Annotated in this window: 15 protein-coding genes; 4 read left to right on the top strand and 11 right to left on the bottom strand. The window is 54.7% G+C overall.

From position 1 onward, the window contains the following. Positions 1 to 26: 26 nt before the first annotated feature. Positions 27 to 2,216 carry a prolyl oligopeptidase family serine peptidase gene (locus ACSPJT_RS10335; protein ID WP_435892469.1) on the top strand — a complete coding sequence of 730 codons (2,190 nt, stop codon included), beginning with the start codon at positions 27 to 29 and terminating at the stop codon, positions 2,214 to 2,216. Between the two features lie 79 nt (positions 2,217 to 2,295). On the opposite strand, the gene ACSPJT_RS10330 is transcribed toward ACSPJT_RS10335, so the two are convergent. The 5 genes from ACSPJT_RS10330 to ACSPJT_RS10310 are packed head-to-tail and all read right to left on the bottom strand — an operon-like array spanning position 2,296 to position 10,885. Beyond that, on the bottom strand, positions 2,296 to 3,795 hold the full coding sequence (locus tag ACSPJT_RS10330) for a sulfatase family protein (protein WP_435892468.1): 1,500 nt from the start codon (positions 3,793 to 3,795) through the stop codon (positions 2,296 to 2,298). Between the two features lie 25 nt (positions 3,796 to 3,820). After that, positions 3,821 to 4,708 (bottom strand): hypothetical protein, encoded by an 888-nt coding sequence (locus ACSPJT_RS10325; RefSeq protein WP_435892467.1) that lies wholly within the window; start codon positions 4,706 to 4,708, stop codon positions 3,821 to 3,823. Positions 4,709 to 4,740: 32 nt separating this feature from the next. Further along, the gene (locus ACSPJT_RS10320; protein ID WP_435892466.1) at positions 4,741 to 8,376 is read right to left on the bottom strand and encodes a hypothetical protein; all 3,636 of its coding nucleotides are present in this window, start codon (positions 8,374 to 8,376) and stop codon (positions 4,741 to 4,743) included. 14 nt (positions 8,377 to 8,390) lie between these two features. Next, positions 8,391 to 9,161, bottom strand: a complete 771-nt coding sequence (locus tag ACSPJT_RS10315) for an aspartate/glutamate racemase family protein (RefSeq protein WP_435892465.1) — start codon at positions 9,159 to 9,161, stop codon at positions 8,391 to 8,393. Beyond that, complete coding sequence (locus ACSPJT_RS10310; RefSeq protein WP_435892464.1) at positions 9,158 to 10,885, bottom strand: sulfatase; 1,728 nt, start codon at positions 10,883 to 10,885, stop codon at positions 9,158 to 9,160. Before ACSPJT_RS10310 ends, ACSPJT_RS10315 begins: the two co-directional genes overlap by 4 nt. A 313-nt stretch (positions 10,886 to 11,198) precedes the next feature. On the opposite strand from ACSPJT_RS10310, the gene ACSPJT_RS10305 reads away from it, so the two are divergent. Beyond that, positions 11,199 to 12,281 carry a substrate-binding domain-containing protein gene (locus ACSPJT_RS10305; protein WP_435892463.1) on the top strand — a complete coding sequence of 361 codons (1,083 nt, stop codon included), beginning with the start codon at positions 11,199 to 11,201 and terminating at the stop codon, positions 12,279 to 12,281. Positions 12,282 to 12,295: 14 nt separating this feature from the next. On the opposite strand, the gene ACSPJT_RS10300 is transcribed toward ACSPJT_RS10305, so the two are convergent. The 4 genes from ACSPJT_RS10300 to ACSPJT_RS10285 form a co-directional block, all read right to left on the bottom strand. After that, a complete protein-coding gene (locus ACSPJT_RS10300; RefSeq protein WP_435892462.1) occupies positions 12,296 to 13,363 on the bottom strand; it encodes a Gfo/Idh/MocA family protein in 1,068 nt (355 codons plus the stop codon). A gap of 36 nt (positions 13,364 to 13,399) precedes the next feature. Further along, positions 13,400 to 14,101 (bottom strand): hypothetical protein, encoded by a 702-nt coding sequence (locus tag ACSPJT_RS10295; RefSeq protein ID WP_435892461.1) that lies wholly within the window; start codon positions 14,099 to 14,101, stop codon positions 13,400 to 13,402. 94 nt (positions 14,102 to 14,195) lie between these two features. Continuing rightward, positions 14,196 to 15,485, bottom strand: coding sequence for a Gfo/Idh/MocA family oxidoreductase (locus ACSPJT_RS10290; protein WP_435892460.1), 1,290 nt, complete (start codon positions 15,483 to 15,485; stop codon positions 14,196 to 14,198). Positions 15,486 to 15,533: 48 nt separating this feature from the next. Continuing rightward, on the bottom strand, positions 15,534 to 16,964 hold the full coding sequence (locus ACSPJT_RS10285) for a nucleoside permease (RefSeq protein WP_435892459.1): 1,431 nt from the start codon (positions 16,962 to 16,964) through the stop codon (positions 15,534 to 15,536). A gap of 278 nt (positions 16,965 to 17,242) precedes the next feature. On the opposite strand from ACSPJT_RS10285, the gene ACSPJT_RS10280 reads away from it, so the two are divergent. Continuing rightward, a complete protein-coding gene (locus ACSPJT_RS10280; protein WP_435892458.1) occupies positions 17,243 to 17,971 on the top strand; it encodes a PEP-CTERM sorting domain-containing protein in 729 nt (242 codons plus the stop codon). Positions 17,972 to 18,126: 155 nt separating this feature from the next. Here the strand turns inward: ACSPJT_RS10280 and ACSPJT_RS10275 are convergent, their stop codons facing one another. Then, entirely contained in the window at positions 18,127 to 18,939 is an 813-nt protein-coding gene (locus ACSPJT_RS10275) for a PEP-CTERM sorting domain-containing protein (protein ID WP_435892457.1), read from the bottom strand. 181 nt (positions 18,940 to 19,120) lie between these two features. On the opposite strand from ACSPJT_RS10275, the gene ACSPJT_RS10270 reads away from it, so the two are divergent. After that, on the top strand, positions 19,121 to 20,212 hold the full coding sequence (locus tag ACSPJT_RS10270) for a hypothetical protein (RefSeq protein WP_435892456.1): 1,092 nt from the start codon (positions 19,121 to 19,123) through the stop codon (positions 20,210 to 20,212). A 13-nt stretch (positions 20,213 to 20,225) separates the two neighbouring features. Here ACSPJT_RS10270 and ACSPJT_RS10265 read toward each other — a convergent pair whose 3' ends face one another. Next, on the bottom strand, positions 20,226 to 21,269 hold the full coding sequence (locus ACSPJT_RS10265; protein ID WP_435892455.1) for an FAD:protein FMN transferase: 1,044 nt from the start codon (positions 21,267 to 21,269) through the stop codon (positions 20,226 to 20,228). Between the last annotated feature and the right edge of the window lie 10 nt (positions 21,270 to 21,279).

Raw genomic sequence — 21,279 nt, 5'->3', positions numbered from 1 at the left:
CGTTCAGGCATGATAATCTTTGCACCATGGTGACCGTCCGTATTTCTTCTCTCGTTTTCCTCGCCTCATGCGCCGTGGCCATCGCGGATGTGGCGCCCATCAGCAGCACCAAAGACTACATACGGCGCATGCAAGTGCTCGGGGATCAAATTGTGCGAGCTTGCCATAACACCCATCTCGACCCCCAGTGGTCGACAGATGGCAGTCACTTGTTGCTTCATCGTGAAGTTATGAAACAAGGGAAATGGGAACATCGGCTGGAGCTGTTGGATGCCTCGACTAACAAGATTGTTTCCGAGTCTCTGTGGAAGGAACTCGGCCCGCGCGTGAAGGAGGTTATACCAGAGGGTGAGAAATGGACCTACGGCAGCCGGGGAATTCAAGCATTCAAAGTCGATGGTGCCGGGATGTTGTTCCGGTTTAAAAGACCGCTGAGAGGTTGGTGGCGTTATGAAAAAAACACGCTGGTCGCAGTGGCAAATCCAAAGCCGTCCGAACAAGCACCGCGCAATCCCCGGGCCGCGTCAGGTGAGGTCAGGGTGCAGGGTGGCAAGGTCTGGTTCAAACCGACCGGCGGCAAGGAGCGCTCTCTGGGTGATGTGCCGGCTGATGGAAACTATGAGGCGAACCCAGTTTGGGCACCGGATGGGGTGAGCTTTTACCTTAACTTTCAGCGCCCTGGCCAGCGCAGGATGGTGACCGTGGTGGAGTCCAGTCCAGACGATCAGCTGCAGCCTAAGACGCACGCGTTCCGCTATGATAAACCGGGCGACCGTGTGGATCTGCGTGAACCGCATGTGTATTTCACCGATGGCAGGGCTGCGATGCTGTATAACCGCAGCCTTGTTCAAAATCCGTTCTACATCGCCCCCGCAGTCTGGAGCAAGGAAGGTAAATATCTCGAATTTGAAATCACCGAGCGTGGTTATGGCAGACAGTGTCTGGTGCGTATGAACGTGGCCACTGGCAAGCAGCAGATCATGATTGATGAAAAGGATGACCGCTTCATCCATCTGGATTTTGTCCGTTACCGAAGGGATTTGAAAAAATCCGGAGAGCTTCTCTGGGCATCCGATCGTGACGGCTGGCGGCACCTGTATTTGTTAGATTCTGAGACCTATCAGGTAAAATCACAAATCACCAAGGGCGACTGGCATTTCAGGAAGATGCTGTACATCGATGAAGAAAACCGGGTGCTCTACTTGATGGCGAATGGTCGTGAGAAGGATCAAGACCCCTATCACCTGCACGCCTACAGGGTGAACTTTGACGGCAGTAATCTGACACGACTAACAGAGGGTGACGGCACGCACAAAGTGACCTTGTCAGCGGATAAAAAATGGTTTCTCGACGAGTGGTCACGGGTGGACAAACCTCACGTCTGGCAGCTACGGCGTTTGCACGATGGGAAACTGGTGCGTCAACTCGGTGCCGCAGATACTTCTGGATTAAAAACAGCGGGTGTCCTTCTGCCAGAGCGTTTTCATTGTAAGGACCGCAATGGTAAATTTGATATTTGGGGTGTGATCCACTATCCGGCCGATTTTGATCCGGCCAAAAAATACCCGGTGTTAGAGCAGATCTACGCCGGTCCACAAGGTGCCTTTGTTCCGAAGAGTTTTACGAACTATCCCAACGAGCTGACTCGCTTTGGCTTTGTGGTGGTGCAGATCGATGGTCTTGGAACGGCCTATCGAGCACCGGACTTTTCAAAATTCGCCTACAAGAATTTGGTTGATTCCGGGTTTCCTGATCGGATCAAGTGGATGCGTGAGGCTGCCAAGAGCCGTCCGTGGATGGATTTGACCCGGGTGGGAATCTTCGGTGGTTCCGCCGGAGGTCAGAGTGCGATGGGCGCCCTACTGCATCACAGTGATTTTTACAAAGCCGCGGTAGCTGATTGCGGCTGCCATGATAACCGGGTGGACAAAATCTGGTGGAACGAGCAGTGGATGGACTGGCCCGTAGGTCCGCATTACCAAGAGCAATCGAATGTCACCAACGCCCACAAACTCGAAGGGAATTTGTTGCTGAGCGTGGGAGAGCTGGACAGGAATGTTGATCCGGCATCGACCATGCAAGTGGTCAATGCCCTGATCAAGGCGGACAAGGATTTCGAGCTGTTAGTCGTCCCCGGTGCCAGTCATCACGCAGGCGAGCTGCCCTACATGCGGAGAAAGCGCATGCAGTTTTTCAAGAAGCACCTGGGAGAATAAATCCGTTCACCCTGAGCCATCTTGACGGTTGGTTGGTGATCATTTCGCAGCGAAGGTTTTGAGGTCTTGTTAGATGGTTTCACTCGTAGCGCCACTTGAGGATCCACGGATCCTGGGTTTCCTTTTGCAGTTTTTTCATCCGCTGTTTGCGTTCCTCGAGTTTATTGGCCATGGCAGGATCCTTGGTCAGGTTTTTGGATTCGGCAGGATCTTGGGAGATGTTGTAGAGTTCGAACTTCGGGCGCTGGATGTAGGACTGTACGCTGCGGTTTCCGTAGTTGGCTTCCTTGCCTTTTTGGAACTGGGCCTGCCAGGTGGATGCCACCCAGAGGTCTGAGGCGAAGGGGTATGGGAGTGGTGAGGCGATGTTCCAGATGAGTTTGTAGTTACGGCCGATGATGGCGCGCATGGGGTAGTACATTTGGATTTCGTGGAAAGTGTGGGAGGCAAAAACTTCATCCCAGCCGGTTCTGTTAGAGTTGCCTAGCAGAGGAATCCATGAGCGGCCGTGGTAGTGGCGGAATTTGAATTTCGCTCCGGAGTTCTCTCCGTGTCCGACTTTGGGGATGGGAAGGAGTTTGGCGGGGGCCGTTTTTTCTTCGTTGAGAGCTCCCGCAATGTCGAGAATGGACGGGGTGATATCCACGTGAGAGAGCATGGCGTCATTGACGATGTTTCCTTTTTTGCCGGGCATTTTCACAATGAAGGGAACACGAAGACCGGCTTCATAGACCGTCGTTTTGGCACCAGGGAATGCCATGCCGTGGTCGGCTGTGAAAATGATCACCGTGTTCTCATACTGACCCGCTTCCTTGAGTGCGGCCACCAGTCTGCCAAGTGCTTTGTCCGTGCGGGTGCATGATTGGTAATACTGCGCTATTTCGCGGCGGCACTCCATGGTGTCGGGAAGATAGGATGGCACGGGAACTTTGGCAGGATCATAAACGACCTCTTTGGTACCGGGGTATTCTTTTCCCACGGGAGGATTGCCAAAGAGGTTTGGCTTGAGCTTTTCAGGAGCCGAGTTGTCGATACCACCGCTGCGATGGGGGTCATGGGTGGCGAGGTAGAGGAAGAAGGGTTTGTCCGACTTTTCGTTGAACAGGGGTTTGCAGTTTTCGATCCATGCTGGCGTGTTGTGACCACCACCTTTTTCGGCGAGGTATTGATCGAACTGGTAAACCGCCTCAGGTGCGACGTGGAGTTTTCCCATCTGGACTGTACGATATCCGTTGGCGCGTAGTTGGTTGGGGAGACTGAGGGCGGCGCAGCTCTTGAAGGTCTCGAATTTATGGTAGTCGTGAGTGTGGCCAAACTGACCGTTGGCATGGTTTTGAATTCCTGTTAGAATGACAGAACGGCTGGCCGAGCATGAGGCGGTGGTGGCGTAGGCACGGGTGAACATGGTGCCTTCCTTGGCGAGCTGGTCAAGGTGCGGTGTTTGAATCAAAGGTGATCCGTAACAGCCGGCGATGGGGCTCTGGTCATCGGTGATGAACAGGACGATGTTAGGTTTAGAGGCACTGAGTGATGCCAGTCCGCAGAGGCTGACGATCAAAGCAAGGATAGTGGATTTCATGAAACAAGGAGGGCCGACGGTGGCTCTAGTTAGATACTGGTGATGCAGGTGCTATCTTATCAGAAAACTGAACGATACACGCTGGGTTGGGCGCGTTGGGGGTGGGGTCAAAATGAGCCATCAGATAAACCCGACCGTTCTGGGGGACCAATACGGTGTTGTAGTAGAATTGTTTTTTGATCCCCGCTTTGCGAGAAATCAGTTTAACGATGGCGCGGGTACGGCCCTTGGAGTTGACGCCTGGCTGGACTGTGGCGGTTTTGTAGGCCTCCACGATCAACGGTTCCTTGGAGTCACGGAGCGGTACATCGAGCTCGATGGGAAAGGGGGTGGCGTTGAAGAAAAAGAGGCTGGCTGGCGGGAGCGCCTGCGGGCTGGTGTCGAAGGTGAAGACAGAGGGTTTACGCCAGAACTCCTTGTCCTTGATGTTCGCGACGAGGGTGACCAGGGAATCGGCCGAAGGCAGAGTGGCCGCGACGTAGGGGCTGAAGGTGGCTTTGTCGTCCGGGTTGGCCGCCGGTGTTCTGAGGCTGAGGTTCAGCGTGGTGCGGGGCTTGATGGTGAGAGTGGGGGAGATCTGATTGGCGACAAGGCGGAGCGGCTTCATATCCTCGAGCTCACCCTGGGTGCGGTTCTGATAGAACACTTGGGCGGGGAGATATTCGAATTTTTCACCCCTCACTTCGATGGGAGTGCCGGCCTTGATGACCACTTTTTCCATCTTGGAACCATCGACGTTAGGCACCTCCATGACGCGGTCCTTCTTGCTACGGACGAAGGTGGCAGCGCGTTGGTGGCCGAGGGCGATGACCTTGGCGTTGAATTCCTTGGGTGGCTCGTCGACCGACTGTGCGGTGGAGGTGACGGGGGCCAAGGCGAGGCCGAGGGCGGTGAGTAAAATCGGGCGGGTCATGGTGTTAGAGGTGTGGGTTGGCGTGGCAACTGTTAGTTGACTTCAGTTTTTGGCAGCCAGCGGAAGGATTGAATGATGAAACGACGGCCGAAGTTGCGGTTGGCCTCGGAGGTGAGCGAGACGACGGGGGTGTTGGCGGTGTCACTTGGGTCGACAAAATCGGCTGTGCGCTGGACGATGGCCTCGCAGTAGGCCTCGGCGATGACGCGGCCGGTGGCGTCCTTGGAGGAGCCGTAGGCGCGGATCTTGAAGGTATCCGAGCGGGCGGTGATGGTGGAGCCGATCGACTGCAGAATTTTGCCCTGGGAAATGTGGGCGGGTGCTCCTGCGTAGACCTCCTCCGGCATGTTGGCGGTGACGTGTCTCGGTGTCGAAAGCTCCGGGGCTTCGTAAGAGCTGGCATTGCTAATCGAGAAGTCCTTGAGAGGCGCGTTCAGATTGGCTTTGCGGATGGCGATCTCGAGCGGGCCGGCGTAGGAGAAGATGTCCTCCTGCGACTGGGCGCTGAGCGCCGGGCTGCTTTGCGGGTCCGGTCCCTGGTAGAGGCGGCGGTTGACGAAGTCCGAGATGGAGATGAAGGGGGCGCGGCGCTTGACCTCGGCGACGATTTCCTCGGCAAGGGCGTTGATCTGGTCGTCATCGAGCTCGCGGAAGCCGGACCAGGTCTCGGCGTCGGTGGTGGCTGCCGGATTGGAGGCCCCGGATTCGGACTCCGAGGTGCTGATGACGGGGGTTTTGTCCGAGGCGGTAGAGCTGCCGTTGCGATGGGGGATGTTGACGCCACGGCTGGCCATGAGCAGGGATTTCCAGGCGAGGAGATTGGTCGAGTTGACCGAGTGGTGGTTTCTCAGTTGCAGGCTGGCGGCGATTTTGTCGCCGTCGATGGAGCCGGTGGTGTCGGTGATCTGGATGTGGCGGTTGGGGAAGGGGTTGGGGGTGTCCAGTGCGGCGGCATCGGGCCGGGTGGAGAAGAAATAACGGTCCCAGAGGGCGTGGTTGGTCTCGAAGCGGTAATCGAAGGCGGCGTAGTTTTCCAGATTGCCATTCAGCGGGTCGCCATATTCGGGTTGCCACCACGAGGTGTGTTTCTGGACATGGGTGTTGTCCGCGCCATTGGGGCTTCCTTCGTAGTTGATGCCCTCTTTCCAGAAGTCGGTGTATTTTTCAATCGAGTAAGCTGACTGATCACGTGGTGAAGCGGGGTTGACCAGGCTTTCGCCGAGGATGAAGGTGGGAGCGGAGAACTCGTGGGTAAGTGTTGCGCCGCGGAATTGGGCGAGGTTGAAGATGGCATCGGCGGATGCCGGGATGTCGAACAAGATGAAACGCAGCTCGCCGGGGTGGGCGTTGGCATTCTGGAAGGGGGAGTTTTCCGCCACGTCGTTGAAGCGAGGACTGAAGAAGCCGTCGATGTAGCCGGGTGGTTCAACTTCATCCATCGTGACGGGACCGTAAGCGATTGTTTCGAGCTGAGGGCTACTTACGGTTTGGGTACTCGAGATGGTCGGAATGTCCCATGGGGAGCGGCGGATGAAGGGGGAATGTAGGTTGTTGGCTTCAAACAGGGGATAGTTCCACATGGCGTTGTTGTGGTTGGAGATATTGGCGCCGATTTCGTTGAATGCTTTGAGGCGGCCGCCCATTTTCGAGCGGGTGTAGGGGATGTTATTGTTGCTCGGAGAGAGAGTATTGAAGGGGACGAAGGGGCCTTGGCTTGAGAACCGCTGGTAGTATTCCTGTTTGCCCGGGATGCGGCCGGAGATGTCGAAGACGTGGACGATCGGGTAGTCCGGGTTGTCTGAATCTCCGCCGGCGATCACATCGGCAAACGAGCCTGCGAGACCGGCGGGAGCCAGGCGTAGGATCGCTTGCGGGCTACCTCTGGATCCGTTAATGGTATTGCGGGTGATCCTGTAGTGGTCGAGGAACCAGGAAGAGTTCCATTTGTTAGAGCCATTTCCGCCGAAGGCGTCGAGGTGGAAGGCACCGAGCATGCCGCCTGGATCTGCATTCGGGACGAGGATATTAGTGGCGATATTTTCATCACGCTTCTGGTATTCTTTGATCACGCCATTGGGAGGCATGAAGGTGATGGCCTGGCCGGGCTCCAGTTCTGCGGGTTCAAGCTGGTAGCATGCCCATCGGGGGCGCATCCTTGTGCCGTCGCCATTGACGAAGCCGCCGAAGTAGCGCCAGGTGGTGCCGTAGGCGAAGTTCGGGTTTCCGCTCCATGTGGATCCGGGCGCTTTTTCCATGCCGAGGAAGAATCCCAGCTGTGTGCAAACCTGAAAGATGTAGCGGGAAGAGGAGATTTTGACATTGTAGGGATTCCAGAGGGTGATTCTGGGGTAGATCATGAGGCGTAGGCCGCTGTTAGTGGATGGGTCTTTGGCGACTCCGTAGTATTCGTTCCACTCGGTGATGATGGGGTGAAACCCTTGTTTGGTCACCCGGGTGGGGTCGGGGAAATTATTGAGCTGACCGCCACCGGCGAGCGGGTTGCGGGGTTTGGCAGCGCGGTCGGTGCCGACGTAGTTGGCGAGCTGGGCGTAGTCACGCAGGGCTCCGAACTTGGGTGAGAAGGTGCGCATGCGGTCGTGTGCGATGATTGGATCGAAGTCGCCCTTGGAGGTGTTGGTGCCGGTGGGGATGGAGGCGGAGCCTAATGCGGTGGCGTCGCGCACGTAGGGTGTGAGGTCGATGCGCAGGCCGCCGTTGAGGGTGTCGGTGAGCAGGGCGGCGTTGGTTAGACAGAACGACTGGGGGTGCTGGAGGTAGAGCGCGGCGGCGGCGGGGTTCTTGGAGCCGTCGATCTTGAAGTCCGTGGTGTCTATGGTGATGAACTTGGTCGATTTGGAAGGGTCCTTCACGACCTCGTCCGAGGAGATTTCAGTGAATGCGGCGGAGGTTTCCGTGAGCACATCGTAGGGGCGTTTTCTGCCGGTGTAGAGGTTGGCATAGCCGCCGTTATCCGGGGTGTTGATGTCAGGGGTCTGGTCGATGTTTTCGTTGACTTGGGTGATGGGCGCCATGACTCCGAGGTCGGAGACGTGGTAGGCGTAAGCACCGTTAGGGTTGTCGTTTGGTGAGTCGGTAGGGCGCGTGTCGACCAGCGGGGCGCGGATGGGACCGTTGGCGGACTTGACCAGAGTGACGGAGTTGGTGTCGTTGAGTGTGGTGGTGCGGGGGTCGAAACTGTTGTCCTGGCTGCTGACCAGCCAGCGAAGCACCTTCTCTTTGTGGTTGTAGGCTGCGGTGCCGGGGTTGCGTTTGTCGGTGAGGTAGCCATCGTCATGGCGTTCGATGATGGGGATTCCGTCGTCGTCGAGCGTGGACCATGCGCCGACGATGTGGGGATTGGCGACGTCGTCGATTTCCAGAGTGGTGGGATCGGTATCGAAGATGGCAGAGGTGGCAGTGACGCGCTGATCGGGGCCGACGTTTTTCTGGAGCTCGGCGAGGGCGAGCATCAGTGCCATGCGTGCGTTCGTCTCGGCAGCGGTCTGGTGCTCGTTCTGTTGAGACTGGCGGATTGTGAGGGTGGAGAGGCTCAGGGTAGCGAGGGAAATCATCACCATGAGCACCATGACGGAGATGGTGGCAATGAGGGCGAAGCCTTGTGCCTTGTTTACCCTGCGGAGGGGGCTGATTGGTGGGTATGTCATCATCGTGAGTAATTTGTTTATGTTTCGGATTGGCTAGGCCATGCGATCATCGAGGGTAAATGCGAGGGGCGTGATTTGCGGAAGTCAGTGGATAGCTCACCTTTGATGAAGCGGGTGATTTGATTGCAGTGGCAGTCAATGGCGTTGATGAGGGGCAGGCTGGTATCTGAGCTGTTGATGAGAAATGGAAATTCGGTGCATCCGAGAACGATGGCTTCGGCACCTCGCTGGGCGAGTTTTTCCATGGCATCGAGCAGAGTGCGCTTGGCAGTTTCATCGAAAATTCCCGAGGAGAGATCTTTGTAAACTTGGGCTTGGATGTCTTTTTGCACTGGTGCGGGGGGGACAAGAGTGTCTAATCCATGGTGCTTTTTCAGGCGGTCGCGCAGGAAGCATTCCGCCATGGTGAAGCGTGTTCCAAGAAGACCAAGACGGGTTGCTCCAAGGGAGCCTGCGGCTTCGGCCATGGCATCCGCTATGTGGAGAATGGGTATGTGCAGCTTTGGCTGAACGTCATGAAATACCTTATGAGGAGTGGTGGCGCAAAAGGCGATGGCTTCAACTCCCGCCTCCTGCAGTTCATCCGCTGCCTCGGTGATGAGTGCGGTGATGGATTTCCAATCCGAGTTGCGCTGGTGTTCGTGGATGAGTTTTTGGTTGAGGCTGACCAGTGACAGAGGTGGGTTGGTGTTGTCGTTGTGAATGGCATTGATGGAGGAATTGATCCTCTCATAATATGCGATCGTTGAGCGCCATGAGGTGCCGCCTATGAGTCCGAATTTTTTCATGGCTTGGTTCCGTTTTGAATGACAGCTTTGGCCGCGCGGTCGCCGTGAATGAAATGACCGAGAGGTTTTCCTGTTAGGTTGGTGACAGCCCACGCCATGCCCGGACTGGATTTGAGCTCGCGAGTCATGCCAGGTTTGAGCATCATGCGCTTCTGAAGTTCCCCCTGTTTTGAGATGTGGTGGATTTGCACCGGTTGTTCCAAGCGATTGACAAATGCGAGGCGCGTGAGTGCGCCATCAGGTTTGGAAACGGGGAGCTTTGCGCCTTCTTGGTAGGGGTGCCATTTCAAGGGTGTTAGATCGACCACCTTGACGGCAGGTTTCGGAACAAAATGGTTAGGGATGTGTTTGCGAAACTCGACCAGCTTATCCACATACTTATTGTCTCCGGCAAGGTTGTTCCATTCGTAGGGGTCTTGTTTGATGTTGTAGAGTTCCTCTGATTTGTCGTTGTAGCGGATGTAGCGCCAGTCCTTGCCGGAAATTCCGATGCTGCCGACTTGGTGGAGATAGGTGATTGCTACCGGATCGACGGCCTTGGAGGGGTCTTTGAGAATGGGCAGGATGGAATGGCCATCGACCCCCGGCTTGGAGGGAAGTCCGCATAGCTCGGTGAGAGTCGGAAAAATCGAGATCAAGGAGACAGGCTGATCACTAACAGAACCGGGCTTTACGCCTGAAGGAAGGGCGGGGGATGCCTTTTCCGGAACCTTAACCATCAAGGGGACTCGGGTGCATGCACGCCATGCGGTGTATTTTTGCCAGTGCTCTTTTGAACCAAGATGCCATCCGTGGTCAGACCAGAGGATGACGATGGTGTTGTTTTTGTTAGGCCCTTGATCAAGTGCGTCCAGCACGCGGCCTAACATCGCATCGGCAAAGTTGATGGATGCGAGGTAGCCTTGCACTCCCTTTTTCCACTGCCCCTGTTTGCGGATGTGGGCGAAGTAGCGATTTCGGCCGGTGTTTTGCCCTGCTTGCGGGAGATCGCTGAGGTCGTCTTCTTTGTATGCGGGCGGGAGCTTGATGGTATCCAGGGGGAACTTGTCGAAATATTTTTGAGGAACGAACCATGGCTCGTGCGGCCGATAAATACCGCAGGCGAGGAAGAAGGGTTTGTCGTGCTTCTTTGCCAGTTCTTTGCCCACCCATTCGGAAACGGAGTAGTCGCCTCCGAATTTTTTGTCGCTGACAGGCATCGGGCCCCAGTCGGTCTCGACATACTGCCAGGGTCCGCCACGTTTGAGTGAAACCGGTCGGTTCGATGGGTAGTAGGTCGGAGGGATAGGCATCTCCTTTTCCTTTTTTGGAAAGTATGTGTCCCACGAGCGGGCATCGGTGAAGTAGTGGAGGATTTTTCCAGAGCCTGCGGACCAGTAGCCGTGGTTGGCAAAGTACTCCGGGAGGATTTTTTCGTCGGGCAGGACGTCGCGCATGTTTTGGCCGTTGTCATAGACCCCGGTTTTGTGGGTGGAGCGGCCGGTCATTACCGCGGTGCGTGAGGGATTACAGGCGGGGGCGACGCAGTGCGCGTTGGTGAAGAGCATGCCGCTTTTCGCGAGGCGGTCGAAGTTGGGTGTCACCGATTGCTCGTTGCCGCCCATGCAGCCGATCCAGTCGTTGAGGTCATCCACTGAGATAAACAGAACGTTGGGGTGTTTGTTTTCAGCCGTGGCCAGCAGAGGGGCTGCGATTGCGAGCAGGGTCAGGAGCGTTTTTTTCATGACTTGTGGTGAGAGTGATTGATGGCGAAGTTTGTTAGAAGAGGGTGCCTGTTGCTGGGTTTAGGCTGCGAGGCCGAGTGAACTGATGGTGAACCAGAGAGAGGTGGAAGATTTCATCATGGTTTTCGTTCTTACTGTTATGTATGGATATAGCGGATACAGAGAGGCTGGAAGTGAGAGATGGTGGATTTGACTGGTCCGCTCAAGGGGTAGGTTGAAGGCTGATTTGCGTGAAGTTGGCTCATAACTGGTCCTTTTGATGGATCGGTATTGGCTGGACAGGGTGGGCCTGTGGTGACATGTTCGTTGCTAGATGGGAGAAAGCATAGAACGTAAATCGCTGGTGGTTCAGCTGGCGGAGAGGATAGAGCATGCGATCAGGGTGCAGACATGGGACGGGAAGCTGCCTGGGAAGAGGCCTTTGGCGGATCGGTTTGGCGTCAATGTGAAGACCTGTGCGAGGGCGCTGGATTTGCTGGAACAGCGTGGATTGTTAGAACCGGCAGTGACGGGTAAGCGCCGAGTGATCTGCAAGTCTGCGCTGGGGGGAAAAAACGTGGAAGCGCGAAGGGGGCAGCGACTGTTATTCTTACACCAGGCGCACGTTCCCTTGAGTTACTGTGATGTGATGATGATGCGTGAGATGCAGGAAATTTGGGAACGCGAGGGTGGCCAGGCGATGTGGGCACGTGTGGATTACGGCCGTGCGCGTAAGCCGGGGCTGGCACTGAAAAAATTGATTGAGCGGCACGCGGCTGATGCCTTGGTCTTGCACATGCCGGGCAGCGGATGGGGTAGGGAGGCTGCGCTTCGCTTGCCGTGCTACCAGCTGGGTGGAGATTTCCCTAGTGATGTGTCGGTCAGTCTAACGGCCTATGCCTTGGACAAGGAGATCGCGCGTGTTGTGGAGTTGCTCTCGAAACTGGGCCACCATCGAATCCTGCTCCCCCTGGAGGGAAGTATGGCAAGTGTTCGCAAGGCGGTGTTAGGTGGATTGCGCATGGGTGTAGCCGAACAGCCGAAAGAGGGAAAGTGGGAGGACTACTGCCCGGAATTCACCGAGAGCGTGCCGGAGGTATGGAACGACTATTGGAAGAAGTCGTTCGCAAGCCTGCGCCCGACCGCGGTGGTGGTGTTTGAGGACACGCATCTGTTATCCTTGTATGGATATTGTGCGGTGAACGGAATCCGCATTCCTCAGGACTTGTCGGTGATATCTTTTGCTTTTGACCAGCGCTTTGAATGGGTACGGCCGAAGCCGGTGATGATGCGATTCCCTGTGCAACAATGCATTGCAAACTTCAAAGACTGGATGGCCAGAGGCATGCAACCGATCGGGCGGAAGTATCTGAAGCTTGAGTTGTTAGACGGTGATAGCGTTGCAAGGCTGGGGTGACTTGATCGAGTGACTTAGAGCTGCACGATCTCTCCGGTGCGGAATGATTTATCCGCGGCGGCGACGATTTTCATGGAGTTGATGGCATCGTCCATGTGGTCTGTTAGGTCGACGTCGTTTTGGATGGCATCGAGGAAAAACGCCTGCTCGCGGTGGCAGAGTTCATCGTGGTCCGGCTCATCGCCGGTTTCGGTCCACTCGTCTTTTTTGACAAACTGGTTGTTTTCATCGAGCTCGGAGAAGTGGCGGCGCAGGGTGTTGGTCTTGGTGTGGGCATCGACGTCGGCCGAAGCACCTTCGCCGGCGGCTTCTTTGGCCTCGATGGTGACACAGCCTTTGGGGCCGACGACGTCCTTCACGAAGAAGGCGGTTTCGCTCATCATGGGACCCCAGCCGGCTTCGTACCAGCCTACGGAACCGTCTTCGAAGGTGACTTGTAGGTGGCCGTAATTGATTTTTCCTTCCGGGAGTTCATCGGACAAACGGGCTCCAAGGCCAGCGACTCGAATAGGCTTGGAGCGGGTCATCTGGCACATGACATCGACGTAGTGCACGCCGCAGTCAACAATCGGTGAAATCGAGGACATGAGGTTTTTATGCGTTTCCCAGTTATCGCCGAATGATTGCTGGTTCAGGTTCATGCGCATGACCAGCGGCTTGCCGAGGTCATGGGACATCTCGATAAATTTCTGCCAGCTCGGGTGGTGGCGGAGGATGTAACCGATGACAAGTTTGCGACCATGTTTTTTAGCCGCATCCACGATGCTCTGCGCTTCCTCGACGGTTTCCGCGAGTGGTTTTTCGATAAATACATCACAGCCAGCTTCGATGGCAGCGATGGCATATGGCGCGTGGGTGTCAGGATAGGTTGAAATGGAGACAGCGTCAGGCTTGGTTTCTTCGAGCGCCTTGTAGTAATCGTCGAAAAGCGCGTAGCCACCGCCGAGTTCCTCGTTGAGTTTTTCGCGTGATCCGGCGGATCGAGTGCAGATGCCGACGATTTCGAACTCGGGGATATTGTGATAGGCGAGAGCATGTGAGCGGCCCATATGGCCTGCTCCGGCGCAGAGAATTTTAGTCATGGTATCAAGTATTGGTGGTGAATTAAGAAGTAGTTATTAGCGTTTGAAATCAACCAAGACCCTGAACGTAAGCGTGGGCGGGCCATCAGGTTTTTTTAGGGAGCTTAGGAAAAAGGTTTGTCGTTTGGTAGGTGTTCTAAGGAGGACTGTTTTGATCAGGCCGGGCTGGAGGTCATCATCTTCTTTCGAGAGGAAACTTGCAGCCATGGCTGAGGTGGTTTTGTCAGTGACTTCTTCGCCTAACAAGCCCATTTCATCGGGAGCTAACACCTTGTGCTGATCGCCCAAAGTGACTTCGACCGATTCAGCACAGAGGTTGACGAATCTTGCCGCCCCTCCCGGATAGGTTTTAATATTGAAATCCAAAACCTTCAATTCGAACTTGGCTCCCTTTTCTCCCGGAATGAACACCAGTATTGCATCGGTCATCTCCTTGGGGAGGAAAACTTCCCTGATCAATGTGTAGGGATCGGCCGCGCCTGCGTCGGCGTTTTCCTGATAGATCGATACCTGATTGTCGGATGGGATGAGATAGGGCTGTGATAATCCCAGGTCTAAAAGAGAAATTTTCTGATAGTCGGAGCCATGTTTGATAAAAAGCTCAGGGCCGTTCCACTTACCGAGGCATGTGGTCCGGCACGACGCTTGGATTGGATCGGCCTGGAGCTTGCTGCTGGAGAACAGCCCTACGACAGCAAGCACTGGCAAGCATGATCGGAGGGCTGTCTTTGAGTTCATGGGACGATGGGCAACGTGGCAGGTCATCAAGATGGCCTGACGGTAGCTTCAACGATTGGGCGTCGATGTAAAGCCGCCGTTTGCAGTGAATCGTCTAGAGCGTCCAAGGTCCGCGCATCGGCTGGTTGATGTATTTATTAGCCTCGGCATCATCGATGAACTCGAGCTTCTTGGAGTCGAAGCGCAGAGGTTTGTTCATACGCAGGGCTACCTTGGCGATGTTAATGATCGTGCATGAGCGGAATCCGTTGCGCTGGTTGAGAGCGAAGGGTTTGCGTTCGCGAACGGACTGATGGAAATCAGTGATCATCGGTGGTGGTCCGGCCAGTTCCTTGAGCTTCTTATCGAGGTCCGGAACATCCGATTTAAATCCACGATAAATGCTACCTTTGGGCCCGGAAATGATGGGGTCCTTGGGTTTGTTGGATGCATCGAGAATAATTTTGGTTCCGTCGGCATAGGTCAGTTCAATGCGTCGCCATGGAAGCACGGCGTCGATGTCCTGCTTCTGGGTATCGACTTCGACGTGCACGGGGCTCTCGCCGTCTTTACCGAGAACAAACTGGCAGGGGTCCAGATAGTGCTGGCCCATGTCGCCGAGGCCGCCGCCATCGTAATCCCAGTATCCACGGAATGATCCGTGAACGCGGTGTGGATGGTAGGGTTTCAACGGTGCTGGTCCGAGCCAGAAATTGTAGTCGAGGTGTTTGGGGACGGGTTGCTCTTTCAGGTCGGTGCGGCCGGACCATTGTTTCAGCTTCCAGTTACCGACGAAGCCGGTGCCAAGATTGAAGGTATAAGGGCCGTCTCCCAGCAGTTTATGATGAACCACTTTCCACGCCTCGGATGCAGGGCGGCCGAGGCCGTAGTAATTTCCACGGAAACGGAACCAGGTGTTGAGACGGAACATGCGCTTTTGATCCTCGACGGCTTTGACCATGGCAATACCTTCGCCGATGGTGCGCGACATGGGCTTTTCACACCAAACGTCCTTGCCTGCTTTGGCGGCAGCGATGGACATCAGCGCGTGCCAATGAGGTGGGGTGGCCACGTGGACAATATCGATGTCCTTGCGGGCGATCAGCTCACGGAAATCCGCGTAGCCGGTGACATCATTTTCCTTACGCTTCTTGGCATCGCCCATACGGCGTGCGAGGTGATTGCTATCCACATCACACAGAGCCAGCAATTTTCCTGGCATGCCTAGGTGGGAGGCACTGATGCCGCCGCAGCCGATGATGCCTTTGGTCAGCTGATTACTGGGGGCTTTGGGGCCGCCGAGTGCGATGTAACTTGGCACAATCTGCACGGTGGCCAACGCCGCAAGACCCTTCAGAGTGGAGCGGCGGGTGTGCGATAGGGGTAAAGATGATTCTTTGGACATGGGATAGATACGCAAATTGGTTTAACGTTATTTCGATCAAATAGAGAATTACATCGCGGACTCTTCGTCCGGAGATGCGGCTTTGGCGACTTCTTCCAAATCGGTGTCGGTATCCACTTTATCCCAGAAGAACAGGGCAAAGACGACGAAGATCACGGCGGCCATGCCAGCTGGGAACATCCAGTAGTTTTTCCATCCCTCCATCGCGGTGGCAACCAGATCGCTGTCGACCCCTTCTGGGTAACCTTTGCCGAACATTCCTAGCATGCTGTCGATGAAACTCGGTGTGGCTTTTTCGCCCGCTGCGGTCTTGATGTTCTCCATCAGTGGTCCGTGGCCGGCGGGGGCTGCGCCGTATTCGCCATAGGTGTTAGGCAGAGCTTTGTCGGTAAATGGCCAGTTGCCACCGAAAGCCATGCGGAAGCCGAAGAACATCCCCAGACCTTGTGTTAGGAAAACGAGTAGCGACTGTGCCTGGCCACGGACTTCGGCGGGTGCTTTTTTATCGGTATAGATAAATCCGGTGACGAAGAAGAAGTCATAGCAAATACCGTGCAGCGCGACACCTAGCAGCAGCATCCAGGTAATCTGATCGGGAGCGCCAAAGGCAAACAGAGCATAGCGAGCCACCCAGCAGCCCATGCCAATGAGCAGCATCATTTTCACCCCTAACTTGCGGAAGAAAAACGGAATCAGGATCATGAAAATAATTTCGGACATCTGGCCGAGGGTCATCGCGGAACCGGCCTCGTGGAACCCAGTGGCGCCAAGGTAGGCTGAGGTCTGACCGTAGTAGTAAGCGAGTGGGATGCAGATCAAGGTCGAGCAGATCGCAAACACCAAGAACGACGGTTTTTTCAGAAGTTTGAAGGCATCTAACATCAGCAGAGATCCGATATCAATCGGAGTGCCCTTGGCTGGTGGAGGTGTGCTGGGCAGGGTGAAGCTATAGACTCCGAGCGCCAGGCTGGAGATGGCTCCGAGCCAGAAAATGTTCAACGAAGCAGACCAGCCTGCCATTCCCAGTGCGAGACCTGCCACGATCCAGCCAATCGTTCCCCAGACGCGTGCCTTGGGAAACTGCTCCTGTGGCAGGTGGGTGAAGGTGATCGTGTTTCCAAGCCCGAGTGTAGGCATGTAGCAGAGCATGTAGGCGATCATCAGCTTCACGATCAGCGGGCCTTTTTCAGCTCCCTCAGGCGCGATCATTGCGATGGCACACATAATGCCGCCACCGATGAGCATCAGCACACCCATGACTTTTTCAGAAGGAAACAAGCGGTCGGCGATCAGTCCGAGGAAAAGAGGCGCGAAGATCGCTGCGAGGGGAGCGCTTTCGTAGGCGCCGCCAATGGAGTCGCCTAGACCATTACTACCCATGGCCAGGGCAAGAGTGGCAAACCATGATCCCCAAGCAAAAAACTGGAGGAACATCATAATGGAAAGGCGGAGGCAGTTGGAATTATTCGTGGTGCTCATGGGTTGGTGATGTAATTCGCGGATTAAATCAGGAATAGAAAATTTGGCAATACGTCTGTTCTGAGTCTGCATTTCCCGGATGGTCGGTGTTCAATAGTGGACGATTTCTAATGAAAATGAGCAGCAGCTCGTTTTTCCACTTGTATACCTGCGTTCAATTACTGATATAAGGTGTATTCGTTTAGAATACACCATTGAGCTATACTGCGACGCAGCTTGTTGTGCTTGCGACACCAGTAAACGCGCATGAATAACTTAGACAAAGAACTTACAATCCCATGAATAAAACCTATCTATTCACATCGACATTCTCACTTATGGGAATGGCTGCCGCATCAGCTACTGTTATTGCTCCTGTTAGCGTTAGCGGCCCTGCCGCAGGTGCAAGCTCCAGCCTTGCTTATCTCATCGGTGACAACGCTGGCAATGCACCAGATAACCTCACACTTAGTGGGAGCGCTACAACTCTCCCCACTGGCACCTCACTCGCAGATGCTCAGGCAACGACACACTACTTGGCTGGAAACGGTCATTTCGAGTCATGGTATGCACTCACGTCAAATGGCTTGCCCGTTTTTGTATTCGACCTTGGATCGGATCAGAACTTCGGTACAGCCCTGGTCTGGAACTATGGGAACAACGGTGGAGGTGCCGCTTCTCGGGGTAACCAAACCAAGAGCTTTGAGATGATCTTCCACACTGAGGCGCAAGGCAACACCTTTGACTTTGGCACAGAGGCTATAGGTTTAAACGGTTCAATGCCTTATGAAGACGGTCCGGATGCGGATGGCTTGGCCGCTCAGACATTCCAGTTTTCCGAACTCACTGCACGTTACGTAGCATTGAGAATCACGGAAAACCATGCTGACACCACGGTCTTTGCCGGTGATGGTAGTCTCTACGGTCTCGGCGAAGTGCGCTTCGCTACAGAGTCGATTCCTGAGCCATCCACCACCGCTCTTCTGGGTCTCGCCGGACTCGGCATGATCATCCGCCGTCGCCGATAATGCGGAGGTAGCTTCAAGACGATTTACAAACAAGCACTGGCCGATTCATTTGGCCGGTGCTTTTTTTGGCTGTCGTTTCACAGCGATCTGAGAAAACCAAAAAGCCCGGCGGAATTGCTTCCACCGGGCTATGTTACGCGCGTTGTTGTTAAGATCTACTTGCGGCGGCGCAGGACCAGTGCGAGTCCACCGAGACCGAGAAGAGCGGTGGAAGATGGTTCGGGAACGGCAAGAGCTAGAGTGGTATCTGTGATCGTAAAGTCAGCCACTGTGGCAGAAGATCCATTGATTGTAATCTGGCCACTATTGATCAGTGAGGCAAAATCAACCGTGCTCGAGGATGTGACGAGGCCGGTGCTGTTTGTTGTGAAATCCAGTGCGCCATTTACAGCGATTACAAGACCCGGAATAGAAAGATCCCCAGCGGATAGCGTGTAAACGCCGTCGGTGAGATCAAAGTTGTTTTCGACGCTGACCGAGCCACCGTTTTGATTGAAGAAACTGGTGCCGTCTTGGCCTAATTCAAAGTTTGAGATTCCAACAAGAGCGCCCACCGTGTTCCAATTGATGGTAGCACCCTCGCCGTTGTAGCCGATGATCAAGTTATCAGCGGAGCTGTTGGCTCCAAAGTTTGAAAATGAGGATGAATCATTGAAGGTATAGACGGCGCTGCCTAGGCGAACTGCAGCGTTTTGACCGTTCTTCAAGGTGGACGTGCCTTCAAAGGTGATGGTCATTCCGAGCCCCGTGCTTCCGTCGTCATATAAAGATCTGTTAGTAAAGGTAACATTCTGCCCGGTTCCAACTACACCCGTATGAGTGCCAGTTGTGGGTAGGGCATCTGTGGTCCAATTGGATGCGTCAACGATGTCTTGGTCTGTGGTACCGTCAAAACTCAGAGTAGCAGCACTCGCAGAACCTGTGTAGAGGATTGCGCCTAGTACAGCGCTTATTGTGGTATGTTTCATAGGATGGGATGTGTTTTTAGCGTTTGGTTGCGGCGTGAGACAGCGGAAGAAACTCCCCTTCACCGAGGGCAACTTGTCTGACTTCGACTCCTGCAACAATTTCATAGAGAAGCTTTCCACTGAGTCAAAAAAGATCTCAGTCGTGCTTTGACCGTTGCCGCTTTTCACATACAATTACCCCATGTCAGGTCAGTCCCTCGGTCGTAAATCATTGCCTGTTCAGCTGGCAGAGCGCTTGGAGAAAGATATCCATGAAGGGGTGTGGACCGATACCCTGCCTGGATACAGAACCCTGAGCGCCCACTATCAAGTGAGCGAGGGAACCAGTAAACGGGCGATCCAATTGCTTGAACAACAGGGTGTCATCGGGCCGCCCGAGCAGGGTAAAAATCGCAAAATCTCTAGGAAGGCACGGTCATCCGTCGAGAAGATGCGTTTGCTGATTATCACGGACGCAACCTTTCCCTTGGACAAGTTTGACGAGAAATTGCTTAATGACATCTCCGTTTTCTGGCTGCATCGCGGAAAATCATCGGCCGATGTCGATAGGGTGTCAGGTGATCTTGCGCGATACCAGCATCCTGCCAAACTTCTGAGCCAGTGGGTTCATCAACATTCCGCTACCCATTTACTATTCTATGGACCGCCCGCACCATGGATCAAGGCCGTGATCGAGCTGGGTCTGCCATGCTATTATTTGGGAGGGGAGCTTGGGTATGCGGAGTTTAAGAATAGGGTTTTTCCAGGTTCCTCTCAAAGTTGGGATCTCACTCTCCGAGATTTACTACAACGATTGCGGGGTATGGGGCACAAGCACTTGTTGATTCCCTTTGATTACGGAAAGCGAGGATTCCAGAAATCCGTGCAAGCCACCTTGTATGAAATATACCAGGACCGATTATCGAGGGCGGCTTGTGAGGCTTCGGTTCCGGTGTTCCAGGATTTCTCTCCAGACTCGTGGCAAAGAAACTGGGAAAAGGAGTTTATGCTGCGCAGGCCTACATGCGTTGTTGCCTCCAACTCGTTTACCGTGCTGTCGCTCTACGTTTTCTGCGCTCGGAATAATATCAAACTTGGAAAAGATCTCTCTCTGATATGCATGCAAAGCGATGACATCTTGGACTGGCACGATCCGCGACCCACTTATCTCGAATACCCCTATGCGAAATCTCTCCAGGATTTCAAAAGCTGGGTCAGGAGAGGATTCCCACAACGAGCACACACGTATGTGAAGATGGTTTGGAATGAGGGAGATACGCTCACATCCATCTAAGCCGTAGCTCAGGTCATTTCTCCACGGGCACTGTTTTCGGCTGGTGGATCTTTGGGAAATTGGCGGAGCTCGTTTGCGTTAGGTCACTATCTGGGTCGTGAGTGATGACTAACAGTTTTTCAACGCCGTCTTTTTCTAACATGGATTTTGCCAGCTCCGGACTGACGCAGCAGGCAGTGGCGAGTGCGTCCGAGCGAGTGGCGGTGAGTGCGACGACGGTGGCAGAAACTCGGCGTGTGAGTCCGAGCCCAGTGGCGGGATCAACAATATGTGAGTAGCGCAGACCATCGATTTCAATGAACTGATGAAGGTCTCCTGAGGTGGAGACAGCGCAGTTAGATAACACGAGATAGGGGTGCCTCGTTTGTGGCTCGTTAGGGTCAGATGCCAAGGTTTTAAGTCCGACTTTCCAACCATTCGTATTCGGAGGAGCGTCACCGAGGCGGACATCGCCACCGGCTGCGACTGTTGCCCTCTTGATGCCATTGTTGCGCAGTATTTCTAACATCCTATCGGCGGCGTAGCCCTTCGCAATGCCGCCGAGATCCAGTTTCATGCCAGGGATGGCTTTGCGGACCTGTTTGTCTTTGGTGATTGTTAGGTGTTGCCAGCCAGATATTTTTATAGCGGCTGCTATGGCTTCATCGGTGGGGAGCTTCTCGCGTGTGCGGGCGCGGCGCCAGTTCCAGCTGTGTCCACCGAGGGTGGGGTCGAAAGCACCATTGGTCTCCTCGGCGATGGCGAGCGATTTTTCTAACACATCAGCCAGTAGCGCTGAGACCTTTTGGCTAGCCGGAGGCTTCATCAGCGTCATCAGCTCGCTGGTGACATCATAGTCCGAGCAGGCTTTTTCGACCTCCTTGCCGATGGCGAACGCTGCATTGGCCGCTTTGGTGGCTGTTTCCTGATCCTTGCCGTAGAGCACGATCTGGAAGCGTGTGCCCATGAGGGCGGCTTGGAAATGATAACGTTCCAGAGCCGGATTTTTCTCTACCGCACAAACCTCTACCATCGCGCATACCGATAGCAGGCAGGCGATGAGGTGACGAACGGCCATGTGTTAGTGG

The sequence above is a fragment of the Oceaniferula spumae genome, from assembly GCF_042849255.1.
In the GTDB taxonomy this organism is placed as follows: Bacteria; Verrucomicrobiota; Verrucomicrobiia; order Verrucomicrobiales; family Akkermansiaceae; genus Oceaniferula; species Oceaniferula spumae.
This window is presented reverse-complemented; position numbering and strand designations above follow the sequence as displayed.

Bases quoted from the DNA above. Each gene is read 5' to 3' on its own strand.
- ACSPJT_RS10335 (WP_435892469.1), top strand. From the start codon at position 27: ATGGTGACCGTCCGTATTTCTTCTCTCGTTTTCCTCGCCTCATGCGCC.
- ACSPJT_RS10330 (WP_435892468.1), bottom strand. From the start codon at position 3,795: ATGAAATCCACTATCCTTGCTTTGATCGTCAGCCTCTGCGGACTGGCA.
- ACSPJT_RS10325 (WP_435892467.1), bottom strand. From the start codon at position 4,708: ATGACCCGCCCGATTTTACTCACCGCCCTCGGCCTCGCCTTGGCCCCC.
- ACSPJT_RS10320 (WP_435892466.1), bottom strand. From the start codon at position 8,376: ATGATGACATACCCACCAATCAGCCCCCTCCGCAGGGTAAACAAGGCA.
- ACSPJT_RS10315 (WP_435892465.1), bottom strand. From the start codon at position 9,161: ATGAAAAAATTCGGACTCATAGGCGGCACCTCATGGCGCTCAACGATC.
- ACSPJT_RS10310 (WP_435892464.1), bottom strand. From the start codon at position 10,885: ATGAAAAAAACGCTCCTGACCCTGCTCGCAATCGCAGCCCCTCTGCTG.
- ACSPJT_RS10305 (WP_435892463.1), top strand. From the start codon at position 11,199: ATGGGAGAAAGCATAGAACGTAAATCGCTGGTGGTTCAGCTGGCGGAG.
- ACSPJT_RS10300 (WP_435892462.1), bottom strand. From the start codon at position 13,363: ATGACTAAAATTCTCTGCGCCGGAGCAGGCCATATGGGCCGCTCACAT.
- ACSPJT_RS10295 (WP_435892461.1), bottom strand. From the start codon at position 14,101: ATGAACTCAAAGACAGCCCTCCGATCATGCTTGCCAGTGCTTGCTGTC.
- ACSPJT_RS10290 (WP_435892460.1), bottom strand. From the start codon at position 15,485: ATGTCCAAAGAATCATCTTTACCCCTATCGCACACCCGCCGCTCCACT.
- ACSPJT_RS10285 (WP_435892459.1), bottom strand. From the start codon at position 16,964: ATGAGCACCACGAATAATTCCAACTGCCTCCGCCTTTCCATTATGATG.
- ACSPJT_RS10280 (WP_435892458.1), top strand. From the start codon at position 17,243: ATGAATAAAACCTATCTATTCACATCGACATTCTCACTTATGGGAATG.
- ACSPJT_RS10275 (WP_435892457.1), bottom strand. From the start codon at position 18,939: ATGAAACATACCACAATAAGCGCTGTACTAGGCGCAATCCTCTACACA.
- ACSPJT_RS10270 (WP_435892456.1), top strand. From the start codon at position 19,121: ATGTCAGGTCAGTCCCTCGGTCGTAAATCATTGCCTGTTCAGCTGGCA.
- ACSPJT_RS10265 (WP_435892455.1), bottom strand. From the start codon at position 21,269: ATGGCCGTTCGTCACCTCATCGCCTGCCTGCTATCGGTATGCGCGATG.